At 54.9% G+C, this 17,669-nt stretch carries 14 protein-coding genes and 1 pseudogene; 9 read left to right on the top strand and 6 right to left on the bottom strand.

The genetic code is table 11. The annotated features are described in order from the left end of the window. Window positions 1-546 carry a D-glycero-beta-D-manno-heptose 1,7-bisphosphate 7-phosphatase gene (gene gmhB / locus ACSAMW_RS15000; RefSeq protein WP_500590957.1) on the top strand — a complete coding sequence of 182 codons (546 nt, stop codon included), beginning with the start codon at window positions 1-3 and terminating at the stop codon, window positions 544-546. A gap of 31 nt (window positions 547-577) precedes the next feature. Next, entirely contained in the window at window positions 578-1,348 is a 771-nt protein-coding gene (locus ACSAMW_RS14995; RefSeq protein WP_500590956.1) for a lysophospholipid acyltransferase family protein, read from the top strand. A gap of 130 nt (window positions 1,349-1,478) precedes the next feature. Here the strand turns inward: ACSAMW_RS14995 and ACSAMW_RS14990 are convergent. Beyond that, a pseudogene (locus ACSAMW_RS14990) lies at window positions 1,479-3,102 on the bottom strand (MFS transporter). Between the two features lie 114 nt (window positions 3,103-3,216). After that, window positions 3,217-4,872 carry a GMC family oxidoreductase gene (locus ACSAMW_RS14985; protein ID WP_500590955.1) on the bottom strand — a complete coding sequence of 552 codons (1,656 nt, stop codon included), beginning with the start codon at window positions 4,870-4,872 and terminating at the stop codon, window positions 3,217-3,219. 333 nt (window positions 4,873-5,205) lie between these two features. On the opposite strand from ACSAMW_RS14985, the gene ACSAMW_RS14980 reads away from it, so the two are divergent. Then, complete coding sequence (locus ACSAMW_RS14980) at window positions 5,206-5,694, top strand: Lrp/AsnC family transcriptional regulator (RefSeq protein WP_168085505.1); 489 nt, start codon at window positions 5,206-5,208, stop codon at window positions 5,692-5,694. Window positions 5,695-5,783: 89 nt separating this feature from the next. Further along, window positions 5,784-6,875 carry a hypothetical protein gene (locus ACSAMW_RS14975; protein WP_500590954.1) on the top strand — a complete coding sequence of 364 codons (1,092 nt, stop codon included), beginning with the start codon at window positions 5,784-5,786 and terminating at the stop codon, window positions 6,873-6,875. Window positions 6,876-6,955: 80 nt separating this feature from the next. Here ACSAMW_RS14975 and gyrB read toward each other — a convergent pair whose 3' ends face one another. The 4 genes from gyrB to dnaA are packed head-to-tail and all read right to left on the bottom strand — an operon-like array spanning window position 6,956 to window position 13,115. Then, window positions 6,956-9,376, bottom strand: coding sequence for a DNA topoisomerase (ATP-hydrolyzing) subunit B (gyrB, locus tag ACSAMW_RS14970; protein ID WP_168085503.1), 2,421 nt, complete (start codon window positions 9,374-9,376; stop codon window positions 6,956-6,958). 3 nt (window positions 9,377-9,379) lie between these two features. After that, a complete protein-coding gene (gene recF, locus ACSAMW_RS14965) occupies window positions 9,380-10,483 on the bottom strand; it encodes a DNA replication/repair protein RecF (protein ID WP_500590953.1) in 1,104 nt (367 codons plus the stop codon). A 13-nt stretch (window positions 10,484-10,496) separates the two neighbouring features. Then, window positions 10,497-11,600 carry a DNA polymerase III subunit beta gene (gene dnaN / locus ACSAMW_RS14960; RefSeq protein ID WP_168085501.1) on the bottom strand — a complete coding sequence of 368 codons (1,104 nt, stop codon included), beginning with the start codon at window positions 11,598-11,600 and terminating at the stop codon, window positions 10,497-10,499. A 39-nt stretch (window positions 11,601-11,639) separates the two neighbouring features. After that, window positions 11,640-13,115 (bottom strand): chromosomal replication initiator protein DnaA, encoded by a 1,476-nt coding sequence (dnaA, locus tag ACSAMW_RS14955; RefSeq protein ID WP_500590952.1) that lies wholly within the window; start codon window positions 13,113-13,115, stop codon window positions 11,640-11,642. A 559-nt stretch (window positions 13,116-13,674) separates the two neighbouring features. On the opposite strand from dnaA, the gene rpmH reads away from it, so the two are divergent. From rpmH to mnmE, 5 genes are all read left to right on the top strand, one after another. Beyond that, window positions 13,675-13,809, top strand: coding sequence for a 50S ribosomal protein L34 (rpmH, locus tag ACSAMW_RS14950; RefSeq protein WP_002551315.1), 135 nt, complete (start codon window positions 13,675-13,677; stop codon window positions 13,807-13,809). Between the two features lie 18 nt (window positions 13,810-13,827). Next, entirely contained in the window at window positions 13,828-14,223 is a 396-nt protein-coding gene (rnpA, locus tag ACSAMW_RS14945) for a ribonuclease P protein component (protein ID WP_500590951.1), read from the top strand. After that, complete coding sequence (yidD, locus tag ACSAMW_RS14940) at window positions 14,216-14,461, top strand: membrane protein insertion efficiency factor YidD (protein WP_168085498.1); 246 nt, start codon at window positions 14,216-14,218, stop codon at window positions 14,459-14,461. Before rnpA ends, yidD begins: the two co-directional genes overlap by 8 nt. Window positions 14,462-14,463: 2 nt before the next feature. Beyond that, window positions 14,464-16,143, top strand: coding sequence for a membrane protein insertase YidC (yidC, locus tag ACSAMW_RS14935; RefSeq protein ID WP_500590950.1), 1,680 nt, complete (start codon window positions 14,464-14,466; stop codon window positions 16,141-16,143). 69 nt (window positions 16,144-16,212) lie between these two features. Then, the gene (mnmE, locus tag ACSAMW_RS14930; protein WP_500590949.1) at window positions 16,213-17,583 is read left to right on the top strand and encodes a tRNA uridine-5-carboxymethylaminomethyl(34) synthesis GTPase MnmE; all 1,371 of its coding nucleotides are present in this window, start codon (window positions 16,213-16,215) and stop codon (window positions 17,581-17,583) included. Window positions 17,584-17,669 lie beyond the last annotated feature (86 nt).

Raw genomic sequence — 17,669 nt, 5'->3', positions numbered from 1 at the left:
GTGAAGCTGCTGATACTGGACCGGGACGGGGTTATCAATCAGGACTCCGATGCCTACATCAAATCGGTAGAGGAGTGGATACCCATTCCCGGTTCGATCGAGGCCATTGCTGCATTGAGCAAGGCCGGCTGGACGGTAGCAGTGGCTACCAACCAGTCGGGCATCGCCCGGGGCTACTATTCCCTGGATACGCTGCAGGCCATGCACGATGAGCTTCGGCGACAGGTGGGCGAAGCAGGCGGCGAAGTAGGGGCAATCCTGTTTTGCCCCCATGGGCCGGATGAGGGCTGTGACTGCCGCAAGCCCAACCCGGGCATGCTACGTGCCATCGGTGGGCACTATGATGTGCCACTTGACGGTATATGGTTCGTGGGCGACAGCTACAGTGACCTTGCGGCAGGCTTGTCCGTTGGTGCTCAACCGGTGCTGGTGAGGACAGGAAAAGGCTTGAAGACCGCCGCCGGCGTGCTGCCACGAGGCACACTGCAATTCGATGACCTGGCCGCAGTCGCCAAGGCGTTAATTAACCCAGGCACAGCCCTCTGACCACAGGGCAGGCCCCGCACGGTATTCATTCATGTCCACATTGATGGCCATACGCATTACTGTCTTCTACGTCTTGTTGGGCTTGAGCGCCCTTATCTGGTGCTCGCTGGGCTTCTTCGTCTGTCCCTTCCTGTCCTTTCCAGCGCGATACCGCTTTATCAACGTGTACTGGTGCCGTTTTGCGTTGCTGCTGACGCGTGTATTTCTGGGTATCAGGGTTCGTGTAACAGGTGCTGAAAACGTGCCTGCTACCCCTTGCGTGATTCTTTCCAACCACCAAAGCACGTGGGAAACCTTCTTTCTTTCAGCTTACTTCCAGCCGTTGAGCCAGGTGTTGAAGAAAGAACTTCTGTATGTACCCTTCTTTGGCTGGGCCATGGCGATGCTTCGGCCTATCGCGATCAACCGTGATAATCCTAAGGAAGCGCTCCGGCAGGTGGCTACTGAAGGTGACAAATTGCTAAAGGACAATGTCTGGGTGCTGATCTTTCCAGAGGGTACACGGGTGCCTTATGGCACCATGGGAAAATTCACACGCAGTGGTGCAGCTTTGGCAGTGAATGCCGATCGCCCCGTACTGCCAATAGCGCACAATGCCGGCAAATTCTGGCCCAAAGATGGCTGGGGAAAACGCTCAGGCACTATTGACATCATGATCGGCGCCCCTTTGTTTGCTGAAGGCACTGGCCCCCGTGCTATCGCTGAACTGAACGACCGAGCCTGCGCCTGGATTGCTCAGGCACAGCGTCAAATGGGTGCGCTTCAGCCAGCCGAACCCATGGCCACACCAACACCTGAATAATTGTGGATAACATGTGCGTAGTTTTTTTCGAAAGCAGGCTACGCATGTGTTAACGCTCTGATTTTAAAGCCTTAATTTTTGCGTCACCTACCGATGTAAAACGTGCATAACTTCCACCAGGTATGCACCGTCACACATTATTCAGGTCTACCTGGCGAGTTTCTTTAAGGCTCACCAGCCCTACCACCAGGCTTATGCCTGTTACTGCAATCGGGTACCAAAGCCCGTAGTAGATGTCCCCGGTGTAAACCACCAGCGCAAACGAAACAGTAGGGAGAAAACCGCCGAACCAGCCGTTGCCAATATGATAAGGCAGGGACATGGAGGTGTAGCGGATACGGGTAGGGAACAGCTCTACCATCACCGCAGCCAGTGGCCCGTAGGTCATCGTTGCGATAAGAATCAAGGCTACGATGATCGCTACTACCATCGGCTGGTTCACGTCCATGGCCTCTGCCTTGGCTGGGTAACCTGCCGCAGTGATCGCACTGCGCAAAGCCGCCTCGTCATAACCTTCAATACGCGTTTGCCCAATGGTCACTACAACCGTGCTTCCGGTCGTACCTGCTTGCGCGGTATAGGGCACGCCTGCCTTTACAAGCAGTGTTTTCACCTTGTCGCATGGGCTGTCAAAGCGTGCTTTCCCCACGGGGTCGAATTGGAACGTGCAGTTGCTAGGGTCTGCCATCACTACAATAGGCGCATGGCGGCTGGCCTGGTCAATTTGCGGGTTGGCATAGTGGCTTAGCGCCTTGAACAGGGGGAAATAGCATAAGGTCGCCAGCAGCAACCCTGTCATCAGGATCGGCTTGCGCCCTATGCGATCTGACAGCCAGCCAAAGAATACAAAAAAGGGCGCGCCGATGATCACGCTGATGATCATCAGGTTTGTGGCTTGGCCAGGATCTAGCTTAAGCATTTGGGTCATGAAAAACATGACGTAGAACTGTGCGGTATAAAAGGTTACTGCTTGCCCGGCATTGATACTGAACAAAGCTGTCAGTACGATTTTCACGTTAGCCCAAGAGCCAAAGGATTCACGGATAGGCGCTTGACTGACGTTGCCTTCTGCTTTCATTTTGGCGAAAGCTGGCGACTCGTGCAGGCTCATTCGAATCCAGGTCGACACGCCCCAGCAGCACAATCGATAACAGGAAAGGAAGGCGCCAGCCCCACACCTCGAATTGATCAGCGCTCACATAACGACACCCGGCCACGACTACCAGCGATAGCAGCAACCCCAGCGTTGCCGTGGACTGTATCCAGCCCGTATGGTGGCCGCGCTTATGAGCGGGTGCGTGCTCGGCCACATACGTGGCTGCGCCTCCGTATTCTCCGCCCAAGGCAAGCCCTTGAAGCATGCGCAGCACAATCAGCATGATGGGGGCTGCCACGCCGATCGCCGCATAGTTCGGCAGCAGGCCGACTGCAAACGTAGATAGCCCCATCAGTACGATGGTGGCCAAGAAGGTGTATTTACGGCCGATCATGTCACCTAACCGTCCGAACACCAAGGCACCGAATGGCCGAACCAGAAAGCCTGCCGCGAATGCCATAAGCGCAAAAATAAAGGCAGTCGTGTCGTTCACTCCTGCAAAAAACTGTTTGCTAATTACCGCTGCAAGGGCCCCATACAGGAAGAAGTCATACCATTCGAATACCGTACCCAGTGACGATGCAAAGATGATCTTGCGCTCTTCCCGCGTTGCTTTGGGCAGGGCTTGCGCCTTCTGGGCATGGGAGTAGTCGGTCATTGCTCTTGTCCTCGGCCCGAAGGGCACAGTGATTGTTATTTTTGTTCCACTGTTCGCATGGCTCACGTCTGCGCTGCGCTTCTACTGCCTTTACTTACCTTTGTAGCCAGGTGCTTACCGCTCCACCATCACCTCCGCTACCTGCAGTAGGGGTGTCTGAAGTTGCCTTGCATTGGACAGGATCAAGGCCGCTGCTTTTTCAGCAATCATCAGGGTAGGGGAGCAAGTATTGCCGGACACCAGTGTGGGCATGATCGAGGCGTCGGCAACGCGAAGTCCTTGTACGCCTACTACACGCAGTTGCGGGTCCACAACAGCGTCTGAGTCCACGCCCATACGGCATGTACCTGCTGGGTGAAATATAGTCGTTCCAATCGCACCCGCTGCTGATTCCAATTGTTCTTGTGTCTGCAAAGCAGCACCAGGCAGGTACTCCACCGGCTCGAACCGGGCAAGTGCAGGGCTGTGCACAATCTTTCGCGTCATCCGGATGGCGTCTGCTGCTACCTTCAGGTCCCTCTCATCACTCAGATAGTTGGGGTCGATCAGAGGGGGCACCCCTGGATCACGAGAGCGAATCACCACGCGGCCTCGGCTTTCAGGACGAAGATTGCACACCGAAGCAGTAAATGCTGGAAAGCGATGCAGAGGCTCGCCAAACCGGTCCAAGGAAAGGGGCTGAATGTGGTACTGAAGGTTGGCGCTGGGCTGGCTTGGATCTGAACGTACAAAGGCGCCCAGTTGGCTAGGCGCCATGGCCAACGGGCCGCTACGGTCATAGAGGTAACGCAAGCCCATGCCGCATTTTCCCCACACGCTGTTGGCCACTTGGTTTAGCGTTTTGGCATGCTGAATCCGATAGATCAGGCGCAGTTGCAGGTGATCTTGAAGGTTAGCGCCTACCCCGGCCGCATTGACCCTTACCGGTATATCAAGCCTGTTCAGCAAGGCGCGCGGGCCAATCCCTGAGCGCTGAAGGATGGCAGGTGACCCTATCGACCCTGCACTGAGGATCACTTCCTTACGGGCCCTGAAGGTTTGGCGGGTTCCAAGATAACGTGCAGCCACTCCATTGGCTTTTATGCCCTCAAAGGTGAGGCGGTCTACCTCCACCTGCGTCAAGATAGTCAGGTTTGGGCGGTGACGCGCAGGGCGCAAAAAGGCTTTTGAAGCATTCCAACGAATCCCGGAGCGCTGGTTGACCTCAAAGTATCCACAGCCTTCGTTATCGCCTCGATTGAAATCATCCACAGGCGCGATGCCTGCTTCTCCGGCAGCTTGCCGAAAGGCGTCGAGAATAGGCCATCGAAACCGCTGGCGCTCTACACGCCATTCCCCGTTCTGGCCGTGCACATCATCACTATCTGCGATGTGGCATTCAGTCTGGCAAAACAACGGCAGGACATCCTCCCAACCCCACCCCGTATTACCCAGGCTAGCCCAATGGTCATAATCGTTGGCTTGACCACGCATATAGATCATACCGTTTATGGACGAGCACCCCCCGAGCACCTTTCCACGTGGATAACTAAGCGTCCGCCCTTGCAAACCGGGCTGTGGATAAGTTTTGAAGCACCAATCAGTACGGGGGTTGCCAATGCAGAACAGGTAGCCGACAGGGATATGAATCCAGGCGTAGTTATCTTTGCCCCCTGCTTCAAGCAGCAGCACCCTATGGGCAGGGTCTACGCTCAACCGGTTTGCCAACAGGCAACCAGCGGGTCCTGCGCCTACAACGATGTAGTCATACGTATTCTGAGGAAGCGACATGCCTAAGGCCTCGCTGTTTTTTCTTCTTGTTCCCTCATGGTATTGCTTAAAGCTGGCCTCAGAGAGATTGTTTTCAACATGAGCGCTGTGCATTTTTGCATGGGGTAAAGGCAGATAGACACAGACACTGGAGTATTCGATTTCTTTGAATGTAATTTCGTACCATTCAGTACGATTAAAGACCCACAATCATTGGTAAAAAAAAATAATTACAGGGTACGTAACACATACTATTTCAATCCGTAAACTGTAGCTGGTAGCTAGTGGCACTTAGCTACCTTACCTCTACTTCAGCGTTTCCATCCACGCGGATGGATGGGCCAAGGAAGCACGATGCGCAAACTGGATAGAACAGACATTTCCATACTCAACGCTCTTCAAGACAACGCACGTATCACCAATGCCGAACTGGCGCGTTGCGTAAACCTTTCCACTACTCCCTGCTTCAATCGGGTGAAGGTTATGGAAGAGCTGGGTCTGATCAAGCAACAAGTGACATTACTGGCACCTGAGATGCTGGGTTTGCATGTGAATGTTTTTATCCATGTAAGCTTGGAAAAGCAGGTAGAGGGTGCGTTAGCAAGATTTGAAGAAGCCATTTCTCAGCGGCCAGAGGTAATGGAGTGCTATTTGATGAGTGGAGACGCCGATTACTTGATACGAGTGCTTGTGCCTGATATCCATGCCCTTGAGCGTTTCATTATCAATCACCTCACACGCTTCCCAGGCGTAGCCAACATACGTTCAAGTTTTGCACTCAAACAGGTGCGCTATAAGACAGCATTGCCATTGCCCTCCAATGGTTTGGTGATTGGTGAATAAGCAGGTAAGGGCAGCGGAACGGCTTCCCGCTCTATAAAACGTCCGTGGTGAAGTAGGTTTACACCTCCCTCATCGTAAGGACACGCCGCATGTCAGACTGGAACAATCGCTTTACCCAACTTATCCGCCAAAGCCGCCCTAACTTATGGGGTAACTGGGCACTGGCGTCCTCTATAAAGCCAGGAGCAGTGGGTTTCATGGACCCCTCTACAGGTGCCTTCCAGCTGGTAGCAGAGGCGCTACCAGGTGCCGCTATTCAAGAAAACACACTGTCTTCCACCTGGAAACTGAGCAGTGAGGGGGTCACTCGCCAGCAGGCGGATGCTAAGGTTTCAGGCTCGGTAATCGATCCAAACACGGGGCTGCAGATCAAACCTGAAGTGGAAATGGTCTGGAAGTTTCAACGCAAGGATTCGATAGCGTCTGAATTTTCAATCATTAAAGAAGCTGTTCTTAAAAATCTGGGCGTGTTGAGCGATCAATATGACTGGCTGCTAGACCAAGCTAAAAAGGTAGGTTTTGCTCAAGACAGCCAGATCGCCCAAGGCTTTGGCGTCATCACAGAGGTCATATTCGCGCACAGCGGCCTGAATCTCGGCTCTAAAGATAGTGACGCCACTTATACGCTGGGCGGCACTGTGGAGGGCCTGAGCGTGATGGTAGGGGATAAAGGTCCTAGTACTGGCGTAAAAGCCAATTACAGCTATAGCCGCGAAACCCATTCACTGGACAAGCACTTGTGGCCCATTACGCAAGGGCAGGTATCGGAGGCCCCTATAGGAATAGCCTTTGCATTTTCATCTTTCCATGGCCGAACCGTACTTCCGGCCTGGCGCAAGAGAATCAATGGCTTGGCTATCTACCTGGACAGCAAAGCGAGCAAAGGTATGACTTACATTACCAAGGCACGGTTAAGCTACACGGATGGGACAGGACACCAAGAGAAGACCGTGACTGTTTCTGGCGGTTTGTCTGGCAGTTTCGCCAATATTCCAATCGATGCACACAATGCCTCGCTCGAACTGACCTTCGTTGGGCTTATCGAAGACGAGACGCAAACATTGTCCTGGGACATTCCTGCGGCTCAATGGCCACAGGGCGAGATGCATATAGACCTCACAGGCACCTGGCCTGGGCGCCCCAAAGCTGTTATCCGTCACGACCTCAACAACGCCTCATGAGCCCATGAAAAAGCCCCGGCTTGTTGGCCGGGGCTTTTTCCATATCAGGCAGGCCCGGGGAGGGCGGCCAACTTCAACAGTTAGAAATCCAAGTTCGATACCGCTAGCGCATTGCTTTCAATGAAGTCGCGGCGTGGCTCTACTGCATCGCCCATCAATGTATTGAAGATCTGATCAGCAGCGATCGCATCCTCGATGGTGACTTTGAGCATACGGCGCACAGTGGGGTCCATGGTGGTTTCCCACAGTTGGTCGGGGTTCATTTCCCCCAGCCCTTTGTATCGTTGAATGCTGTAACGCTTGGCCGTTTCGTTCATGAGCCAATCCAGTGCTTCCTTGAACTCGCCTACCGGCTTCTTACGCTCTCCGCGTTGCACATAGGCCCCTTCGTCCAGCAGGCTGTTGAGCTGGGCTCCGAGGGCTGTCACTGTGCGGTAATCGTTACTGCCGAAGAAGTCCCTGTTGAAGGTTACATAGCTTGCCAAGCCGTGCGAGATGATTTCCACCTCCGGCAGCCACAGGTTACGCTCGCGATCCTCACGAAGGCTGGCCTTATACGCCAACCCAGACTTCTCAGAGCGCTGCAGGCGCGCTGCGAAGCGCTCCAGCCACTCGCCCATGGCCGCTTGGTCTCCAAGCTGCTCCAGGGACACTGGAGGGAGGTAAACGAAGTGCTCGGTGATGTCTTGAGGGTACAACCGAGACAGACGCTTGAGAGTCTTCATCACCATACGGTAATCATTCACCAGGCGCTCCAGTGCTTCACCCTTGATACCAGGTGCCTCATCACCCAGGTGCAGGCTGGCATCTTCCAGCGCAGTCTGAGTGAGGTACTCCTCCATAGCTTCGTCATCCTTGATGTACTGCTCTTGCTTCCCCTTTTTAACCTTGTACAGCGGAGGCTGCGCGATATACACATAGCCCCGCTCGATCAGTTCTGGCAATTGGCGGAAGAAGAACGTAAGAAGCAGCGTACGGATGTGCGAACCGTCCACATCCGCATCGGTCATGATGATGATGTTGTGATAGCGCAGCTTCTCGATATTGTATTCTTCACGGCCAATGCCGCAGCCCAATGCCGTGATCAGCGTGCCTACTTCCTGGGACGCGATCATCTTGTCGAACCGAGCTTTTTCGACGTTCAGGATTTTCCCTTTCAAAGGCAGGATCGCTTGGGTGCGGCGATTGCGACCTTGCTTGGCAGAGCCACCCGCCGAGTCACCTTCCACAAGGTACAGTTCGGACAGGGCAGGGTCCTTCTCCTGGCAGTCTGCCAGTTTGCCGGGCAAACCGGCGATATCTAGGGCACCCTTGCGCCGTGTCATCTCACGCGCTTTTCGTGCAGCTTCACGCGCGCGCGCGGCGTCTATCATCTTGCCAACAACTGCTTTGGCTTCGTTTGGGTTTTCCAGCAAGAAATCGGAAAAATATTTTCCCATTTCCTGTTCAACGGCTGTTTTGACCTCAGAGGAAACCAGCTTGTCCTTAGTTTGAGAGCTGAACTTAGGGTCTGGAACCTTCACTGAAATGATCGCGGTGAGGCCTTCTCGAGCATCGTCACCTGTAGTGGCTACCTTGTTTTTCTTGGCCAGGCCTTCTTGCTCAATGTAGGTATTGAGGTTGCGCGTAAGGGCAGAACGGAACCCAACAAGGTGGGTACCGCCATCACGTTGAGGAATGTTGTTTGTAAAGCAGAGCAGGTTTTCATTGAACCCGTCGTTCCACTGGAGAGCGATTTCTACGCCAACACCGTCTTCGCGTTGAACAGTGAAATGGAAAACCTGCTGGTTCACTGTCGTTTTGTTGGTGTTCAGGTACTCCACGAATGCGCGAAGGCCGCCTTCATATTTGAAGAACTCCTCCTTACCACTGCGCTCATCTTTCAGGTTGATGCCCACGCCCGAATTGAGGAATGACAGTTCGCGAATACGCTTTGCGAGGATATCCCAGCTGAAGTGGATATTTTTGAAGGTTTCAGCTGACGGCTTGAAGTGGATTTCTGTACCGGTGGTTTCGCTATCTCCTACAGTTTTCATAGGCGCCTGAGGCACACCATGAACGTAGACCTGCTCCCAGATCTTGCCGCTACGGCGCACTGTCAGCAGTAAGGACTCTGACAGTGCGTTCACTACCGACACACCAACGCCATGCAAGCCGCCAGAGACCTTGTAAGAGTTGTCGTCAAACTTACCGCCGGCATGCAGCACGGTCATGATGACCTCAGCTGCAGAAACACCTTCTTCCTTGTGCACATCTACGGGAATACCACGGCCGTTGTCTCGTACCGATATGGACTCGTCTGGATGGATAGTTACCGTAATCTCGTCACAGTGCCCGGCCAGCGCTTCGTCGATCGAGTTGTCGAGAACTTCGAACACCATATGGTGCAGGCCGCTGCCGTCATCGGTATCGCCAATGTACATACCGGGGCGTTTGCGAACGGCGTCCAGGCCCTTCAGGACCTTAATGCTTGAGGAGTCGTACGTTTGATTGTCGCTCATGCTTCACTCCTGATGATGCGCAGTTTGAGTAATGCGGCCATGTTCCACGTGGAACAATGAGACAGGCGTCTCCTTCTGCCAGTCATCACTCAACAATTCTTGGTTCACGCAGGTGATGAACACCTGGCATTTCAATTCTTCAAGCAGGCGGCATAGGGCCTTGCGGTGCTGCTCGTCGAGCTCGGAAGGTAGGTCATCAACTAGGTAAACACACTGGTTAAGACGCACCTGGCTGAGTAAATGGCCCTGAGCAATACGTAAGGCGCAGACTACGAGCTTTTGCTGCCCGCGGGACAGGATTTCTGCCGCATTATGGTTGCCAAGGCGTAGGCGCAGATCTGCGCGTTGTGGACCAGAATGGGTATGCCCCAATTGACGATCCCTTAGTAACGAGGCCGCAAGCACTTCGCTCAGTTCACGGTCTTTGTCCCAGCCCCGATAGTAGCTCAGGGTCAAACCCGGCAGGTCAACCAATTCGGCTAATATGCGCTCAAACACAGGCTTGAGAGACAGAATATAAGCACGGCGGAACTCGTCGATCTGACCGCTGGCCGCAGTCAATTCCCGATCCCAGGCAGCGACTGAAACGGCATCAAGTGTACCACGGCGTAGTAATGAGTTCCGCTGCTTCAAAGCCTTCTGGAGGCGCTGCCATACGGGAAGAAAACGAGGTTCCACGTGGAACACTCCCCAATCCAGGAATTGGCGCCGTACCTTCGGAGCACCTTCCAGTAAACGGAAACTATCTGGGTTGATCAGTTGAAGTGGCAGCACTTCGGCTAGCTGAGCAGCACTACGCGCATTTTCGCCATCAATGCGGATGAGGAATTCACCGTCTCGTTGACGTGACACACCAATGCTGCATTGGCGCTCGCTGTCGAGCATGACCTGTCCGAATACAGTACAAGCCGCTTGCTCGTATTGAATAACAGGCTGCAATCGCGTGCTGCGGAATGAACGTGCCAAGGCCAGCAAGTGAATGGCTTCGAGCACGCTGGTCTTGCCGCTGCCGTTAGCGCCAAACAATAGGTTGATGCGTGGAGAGGGCAAGAGGGTCACCGGGTGCAGGTTTCGCACCGCGGTGACAGACACGCGAGAAAGGGACATCAGTAAAGAGCAATCAAAGCCGCATCGGCATTACGACATAGGAAGAGTCATCGTTGTCTGCTTCCTGCACCAAGGCGCTACTGTTGGAATCCGACAGCACCAGGCGCACTTGCTCGGTCGTCATTACGCCAAGCACATCCAACAGATAGCTGACGTTGAAACCTATCTCAAGGTTGCCGCCATTGTAGTCGACGCTGATTTCTTCCTCAGCTTCTTCCTGCTCAGGGTTGTTGGCCTGAATTTTCAGCTGCCCTGCAACCAGTTGCAAACGGATGCCTCGGTACTTCTCGTTGGACAGAATCGCCGTACGGCTGAATGCTTCTTTCAGGGCCTGACGATCGCCTACCACCAGCTTATCGCCTCCTTTAGGCAGCACCCGCTCGTAGTCGGGGAATTTCCCATCAACCAGTTTGGAGGTAAAGGTGAACTCACCTGTGGTTGCGCGGATGTGGTGCATGCCTAAGACAATGCTAACCGTACCGTCCTGCTCAGTGAGCAAGCGTGCCAGCTCCAGAATGCCTTTGCGTGGCACGATAACTTGGTGCTTGTCGGCTTCGCCCAGGTCCGCCGTCATGGAGCACATCGCTAGGCGATGGCCATCAGTCGCCACCGCGCGGATCATGCCGGTGGACACTTCCAGAAGCATACCGTTGAGGTAATAGCGAACGTCCTGCTGCGCCATGGCAAAGCCCGTGCGCTCGATCAAGCGGCGAAGCTTGCCTTGTGCCAAGGTGCACGTAAGCGAACCTGGCCCTTCTTCTACAGTTGGGAAGTCATTGGCGGGCAAAGTAGACAAGGTAAAACGGCTGCGCCCAGCCTTTACCAGCAATTTGTTTTCTTCCAGCCGCACATCAATTTGCGCGTCATTTGGCAAGCTCTTGCAGATGTCCATGAGCTTACGAGCCGGTACCGTGATTTCACCCGGTTCGGCAGGCTCTTCCAACTGCACACGGCCCACAAGTTCCACTTCCAGGTCCGTGCCTGTCAAAGAGAGCTGTTGGCCCTCTACCACCAGCAGAACGTTGGAAAGCACCGGCAGCGTCTGGCGGCGTTCCACTACACCGGCTACCAATTGCAGCGGCTTGAGCAAAGCCTCACGTTGAATGGAAAAATGCATGGCGTCAGTCCTGGCCTTTTCGTGGCGGCTGCGTAGGCGTCACGTAGTGAGCGTACGAAGCAGGTTCTTGTAATCCTCGCGAATGTCCGCGTCAGATTCTTTCAATTCGTTGATCTTTCTACAGGCGTGCAGCACTGTGGTATGGTCTCTACCTCCGAACACGTCACCGATTTCAGGCAAACTGTGGTTGGTCAACTCTTTAGAGAGCGCCATTGCCACTTGACGCGGCCGAGCCACAGACCTTGATCGCCGCTTGGAAAGCAGGTCGGAAATCTTGATCTTGTAGTACTCGGCTACGGTGCGCTGAATATTGTCCACACTGACCAGCTTGTCCTGAAGCGCCAACAGGTCTTTCAACGACTCGCGAATCAACTCGATCGTAATGGCACGGCCCATGAAGTGCGCGTGCGCGATGACACGCTTGAGCGCCCCTTCCAGCTCGCGAACATTGGAACGGATACGTTGCGCGATGAAGAAAGCAGCGTCATGAGGCAGGTCAACCTTTGCTTGGTCTGCCTTCTTCATAAGGATGGCCACGCGGGTTTCCAGCTCTGGCGGTTCTACCGCAACGGTGAGGCCCCAACCAAAGCGTGACTTCAAGCGTTCCTCAAGGCCTTCTATTTCCTTAGGATAACGATCGCTGGTAAGAATCACTTGCTGTCCACCTTCTAGCAGCGCGTTAAAGGTGTGGAAAAACTCTTCCTGCGAGCGCTCCTTGCGTGCAAAGAACTGAATGTCGTCGATCAGCAGTGCGTCCACCGAACGGTAGAAACGTTTGAACTCGTTTATCGCATTCAGCTGGAGTGCCTTGACCATATCCGCGACAAATCGCTCCGAATGAAGGTAAACCACCTTGGCATTCGGGTTCTTCTTGAGGAGGTGGTTCCCAACCGCATGCATGAGGTGGGTTTTACCCAAGCCAACGCCACCATACAGAAAGAGCGGGTTGTATCCATGCTTAGGGTTGTCTGCTACCTGCCAGGCCGCGGCCCGGGCCAGCTGGTTTGATTTGCCTTCGACGAAATTCTCGAACGTGAACGTACGGTTCAAGTAGCTAGTGTGTTTAAGCGCACCTTCTACTTGAACACTCCGCGTTTCGCCGCGGGTGGTCGCCGGTGCAGACATAGGGTCGAAGCTGTCCCTGGAAGGTTCCGGATCTGCAGCAGGCGTTACAGGCGTTGGGGCGGGCGTTACTGGCGCGGGGGAGGCAGCAGCAGGCGCGGCAGCGGCTGTCATAGGCGCATTGACCGCCATCCTGGGCGCTGCGCTGCGACGGCTACCGATCAGCAAAGCGACAGCCGGGGCGGCACCGTTGCACTGCTCCGCCATCAGCTCCAGCAATCGTCCAAGGTATTTTTCATTCACCCAATCCAGCACAAAGCGATTAGGTGCGTACAAACGCAACTCGTCACCTTCGGCTTCGACCTGGAGTGGACGTATCCAGGTATTGAACAGTTGAGCAGGCAGTTCCTCGCGGAGCAATTCCACGCACTGCTGCCAGATTTCCACTGACACAGGAATCCCCTGAGATAGATAAGCCCGTGTGGGCAAGAGAGCGTCGGCCATTGTACCTACCGACAATGGAGTTATCCACACCTAGTACGAGCGCTTTGCCTCGTACCTCTCCCAAGCGTCATTTTCGTAATTTTGAATGCCAGATAAGCCCTGTGGAAAACTCGCACTGAGGGCAGGGGAGCAGTGGGGGTAAAACCCTGTGCATAACTCACCTGTGGATAATTAGCATTATTGTCCACAGGATTTGTCCACAGTTCAAACAGCTTAACAGCGGGTTGTGGACAACCTTTGAGCTCGGCGTTTACCCCGGCGTCACTGACCCAAATCAGGTTATCCACAGAAAGGCGCGCCCTCAAGCTTTATAAGCTCTACAAAAAAGCTTTTTATACGTCCTTCTTATTATTTCTATTTTCAGACCTTCCGACCCAATGAACCCTCACACAACCATATGTAAGGAAAAGCTGGTCGGAAATTGACCTATGCGCGTGCTTTCACTAGAATCGCCGGTCTCTTGAAAACCGGGCCATTGGGGCCCACCCGACCAGCCAGGTAACTGTCCATGAAACGTACTTTCCAACCCAGCACCATCAAGCGCGCTCGCACCCACGGCTTCCGTGCTCGCATGGCCACCAAGAACGGCCGTGCCGTCCTGTCGCGCCGTCGCGCCAAGGGCCGCAAGCGTCTGGCTGTCTGATTTGCTGGCACAGGTTAGGTGAGTCAGGACTTCAGCCGGAGCAAGCGCCTGCTTGTTCCGAAGCAATTCAAGGCAGTCTTTGACTCCCCGACCGCCAAGGTCCCGGGGAAGCATCTCCTGATCCTTGCCAAGGACAACCAGCTTGATCATCCACGCCTGGGGCTGGTGATCGGCAAGAAAAGTGTCAAGTTGTCGGTGCAGCGCAACCGCATCAAGCGCGTGATTCGTGATTCCTTCCGCCAATACCAGGTTGCTCTGGAAGGCTGGGATATCGTCATCGTTGCTCGAAAGGGGCTAGGCGACATCGAGAACGCCGAACTGCATTTGCATTTCGCCAAGCTTTGGAAGCGCCTGGCCCGTACTCGGCCGGCCGCCCCTACCGAACCCAAGGAACAGCACAGCCAAGATGCGTAAACTGGTCCTGCTACCGATCCAGTTTTACCGTTACGCCATTAGCCCTCTGATGGCCAGCCATTGCCGTTTCTATCCCAGTTGCTCCTGCTATGCCCACGAAGCCATCAGCCAACACGGCGTATGGCGTGGGAGCTGGCTGTCCGTACGCCGGCTGGGGCGCTGCCATCCCTGGAATGCCGGCGGCTTCGATCCTGTCCCGCCTGTGTCCACCCCTCGTAATAATTCGATAGCCGAGTAATCATGGATATAAAACGTACGATCCTGATGGGCGCCCTGGCAGTCGTGGCTTATGTGCTGGTTCTGAAGTGGAACCAGGATTATGGTCAGGCCACGCTGCCGACCCAGAGCGTGGCGACTCAGGCAAACATTCCTTCGGACTTGCCTCAGGCACCGGGGGCAACCGCTGGCAACACAGATGTTCCGGACACCAATGCGCCGGCCATCCCTGCAGCAACTCCCGTGAATGCAGCGGCTCAAGGTTTGATTCGTGTTCGCACTGATGTGCTGGACCTGGCCATCGATCCCAAAGGCGGTGACATCGTCCAGTTGACGCTGCCGCAATACCCGCGCCGCCAGGATCATCCCGATGTGCCGTTTCAGTTGTTCGATAACGGCAGCGAGCGTGTCTACCTGGCTCAAAGTGGGTTGACCGGTGCAAATGGCCCGGACGTTCAGGCCAGCGGCCGTCCACTGTATGCCAGTTCCAACACCAGCTACCAACTGGCCGACGGCCAGAACACGCTCGTTGTGGATCTGTCCGTCAATCAAGGCGGTGTCAACTACATCAAACGGTTCACGCTTGAGCGTGGTGAGTATGACCTCAAAGTCAGCTACCTGATTGATAACCAGAGCAGCCAAGCCTGGACGGGCAACCTGTTTGCACAGCTCAAGCGCGATGCCAGCTCCGATCCATCTTCCAGCACAGCCACAGGCACCGCGACCTACCTGGGTGCTGCCCTGTGGACAACATCCGAGCCTTACAAAAAGGTTCCGATGAAGGACATCGACAAGGGCCAGTTCAAGGAAACGGTCCAAGGTGGATGGGTAGCGTGGCTGCAGCACTACTTCGTTACAGCCTGGGTACCCGCAGCGGGCGATAGCAACAACGTCATGACCCGCAAGGACAGCCAAGGCAACTACATTGTGGGCTTCACTGGGCCCACCATGAACATTGCGCCCGGCGCCAAGGCTGAAACCACCGCTACGTTGTATGCCGGCCCCAAGATCCAGGACAAGCTCAAGCAGTTGTCCCCAGGCCTTGAGCTGACAGTCGACTACGGTTTTCTGTGGTTTATCGCCCAACCGATCTTCTGGCTGCTCAAGCATATCCACAGCCTGCTGAACAACTGGGGCTGGTCGATCATCTGCCTTACCGTGCTGATCAAGCTGTTGTTCTTCCCTCTGTCGGCCGCCAGCTACAAGTCGATGGCTCGCATGCGTGCTGTGGCACCTCGCCTGGCTGCACTGAAGGAACAGTTTGGCGACGACCGCCAGAAGATGTCCCAGGCCATGATGGAGTTGTACAAGAAGGAAAAGATCAACCCGTTGGGTGGTTGCCTGCCGATCGTGGTGCAGATGCCAGTGTTCCTGGCCTTGTACTGGGTGTTGCTTGAAAGCGTAGAAATGCGCCAGGCGCCCTGGATGTTCTGGATTACCGACTTGTCCATCAAGGACCCGTTCTTCATTCTGCCGATCATCATGGGCGCCACCATGTTCATTCAGCAGCGGTTGAACCCTGCGCCGCCAGACCCCATGCAAGCCAAGGTCATGAAGTTGATGCCAATCGTCTTCACGTTCTTCTTCCTGTGGTTCCCAGCAGGCCTGGTGCTGTACTGGATCACCAACAACACGCTGTCGATCCTTCAGCAGTGGTTCATCACACGTAGCATCGAACGCGCCAACGCCAACACATCGGCCTGATTCGCTACACTTGTTTTGCAAACGCCCCTTGATAGGGGCGTTTTGCATTATTCCAGCAGTGGATAACTTATGAACCTTTCCAACGACACTATTGCAGCCATTGCGACTGCCCAGGGCAGGGGCGGCGTAGGTATCGTTCGCGTTTCAGGGCCGCTGGCAATCAAAGTGGCTGACCAGGTGCTTGGGCGCCCGCTTGAACCTCGCTACGCGCACCATGGCGCCTTTCGAGGGTCGGGTGGGGATAACTTGGATGAAGGCTTGGCACTCTTTTTCAAAGGCCCTCATTCGTTCACGGGAGAGGACGTGCTGGAACTGCATGGCCATGGCGGGCCAGTAGTACTGGATATGTTGCTGAAGCGTTGTGTCGATTTGGGTTGCCGGCTTGCACGCCCTGGCGAATTCAGCGAACGGGCATTCCTCAATGACAAGCTTGACCTGGCCCAGGCTGAAGCCATTGCCGACCTTATCGAGGCCAGTTCAGAGCAGGCCGCCCGCAATGCCGTGCGGTCCTTGCAAGGTGCGTTTTCAAAGCGCGTGGAGGCGTTGACCGAATCCTTGATTCAACTGCGCATCTACGTAGAAGCCGCTATTGATTTTCCTGAGGAGGAAATCGACTTCCTGGCTGATGGCTTGGTGTTATCCAGGCTGGAAGCTGTCCGTGAATCCCTGGCAGTAGTGCTGCGCGAAGCCAGCCAAGGGGCCTTGATACGTGAAGGGATGACGCTGGTGATCGCTGGGCGGCCAAATGCTGGCAAGTCCAGCCTGCTCAACCTGCTGGCAGGGCGAGATGCCGCCATCGTGACTGACATCGCCGGCACCACCCGGGACATCCTCAGAGAACATATCCACATCGATGGCATGCCGCTTCACGTTATCGATACCGCCGGGTTACGAAACACAGGTGACGTTGTTGAAAAGATCGGTGTGGAACGCGCCCTGAAGGCCATACAGGAGGCGGACCGCATTTTCCTTGTGGTGGATACCAGTAGTGCAGAGGCGACGGACCCTTACGCCCTGTGGCCGGAATTCATGGACACCGCCCCGCACCCTTCGAAAGTGACACTGGTACGAAACAAGGCAGACCTCAGCGGGGAAACCGTGCGGTTGAACGTAGAGCCATCCGGCCAGGCCACCCTTACCCTCAGTGCGCTGGATACCGGTACAGGCCTGGCGTTGCTTCGTGAACATCTCAAAGCGGTTATGGGGTACGAGCAGACAGCAGAAGGCAGTTTCAGCGCTCGTCGGCGCCATTTGGATGCCCTTGAACAGGCAAGTGGTTACCTCGACCACGGCCTAGCGCAGCTTGTCCATGCAGCTGCGGGAGAATTGCTGGCTGAAGACCTTCGCCTGGCGCAGCAGTGCTTAGGCGAGATTACCGGAGCGTTTAGCTCGGACGATCTGCTTGGGCGGATTTTCACGAGTTTTTGTATCGGGAAGTGAAATCCGTGCACACCAATCGAACCCCGACTCACAGATAGCGGCTTCACTTACGCACCTGAAACAAAATATTCCCTCACTGAAAACCG

Source organism: Pseudomonas sp. AB39(2026) (genome assembly GCF_059831485.1).
This window is presented reverse-complemented; position numbering and strand designations above follow the sequence as displayed.

Bases quoted from the DNA above. Each gene is read 5' to 3' on its own strand.
- mnmE (WP_500590949.1), top strand. From the start codon at position 16,213: ATGAACCTTTCCAACGACACTATTGCAGCCATTGCGACTGCCCAGGGC.
- ACSAMW_RS14975 (WP_500590954.1), top strand. From the start codon at position 5,784: ATGTCAGACTGGAACAATCGCTTTACCCAACTTATCCGCCAAAGCCGC.
- yidC (WP_500590950.1), top strand. From the start codon at position 14,464: ATGGATATAAAACGTACGATCCTGATGGGCGCCCTGGCAGTCGTGGCT.
- rpmH (WP_002551315.1), top strand. From the start codon at position 13,675: ATGAAACGTACTTTCCAACCCAGCACCATCAAGCGCGCTCGCACCCAC.
- recF (WP_500590953.1), bottom strand. From the start codon at position 10,483: ATGTCCCTTTCTCGCGTGTCTGTCACCGCGGTGCGAAACCTGCACCCG.
- yidD (WP_168085498.1), top strand. From the start codon at position 14,216: ATGCGTAAACTGGTCCTGCTACCGATCCAGTTTTACCGTTACGCCATT.
- ACSAMW_RS14995 (WP_500590956.1), top strand. From the start codon at position 578: ATGTCCACATTGATGGCCATACGCATTACTGTCTTCTACGTCTTGTTG.
- ACSAMW_RS14980 (WP_168085505.1), top strand. From the start codon at position 5,206: ATGCGCAAACTGGATAGAACAGACATTTCCATACTCAACGCTCTTCAA.
- gyrB (WP_168085503.1), bottom strand. From the start codon at position 9,376: ATGAGCGACAATCAAACGTACGACTCCTCAAGCATTAAGGTCCTGAAG.
- dnaN (WP_168085501.1), bottom strand. From the start codon at position 11,600: ATGCATTTTTCCATTCAACGTGAGGCTTTGCTCAAGCCGCTGCAATTG.
- ACSAMW_RS14985 (WP_500590955.1), bottom strand. From the start codon at position 4,872: ATGTCGCTTCCTCAGAATACGTATGACTACATCGTTGTAGGCGCAGGA.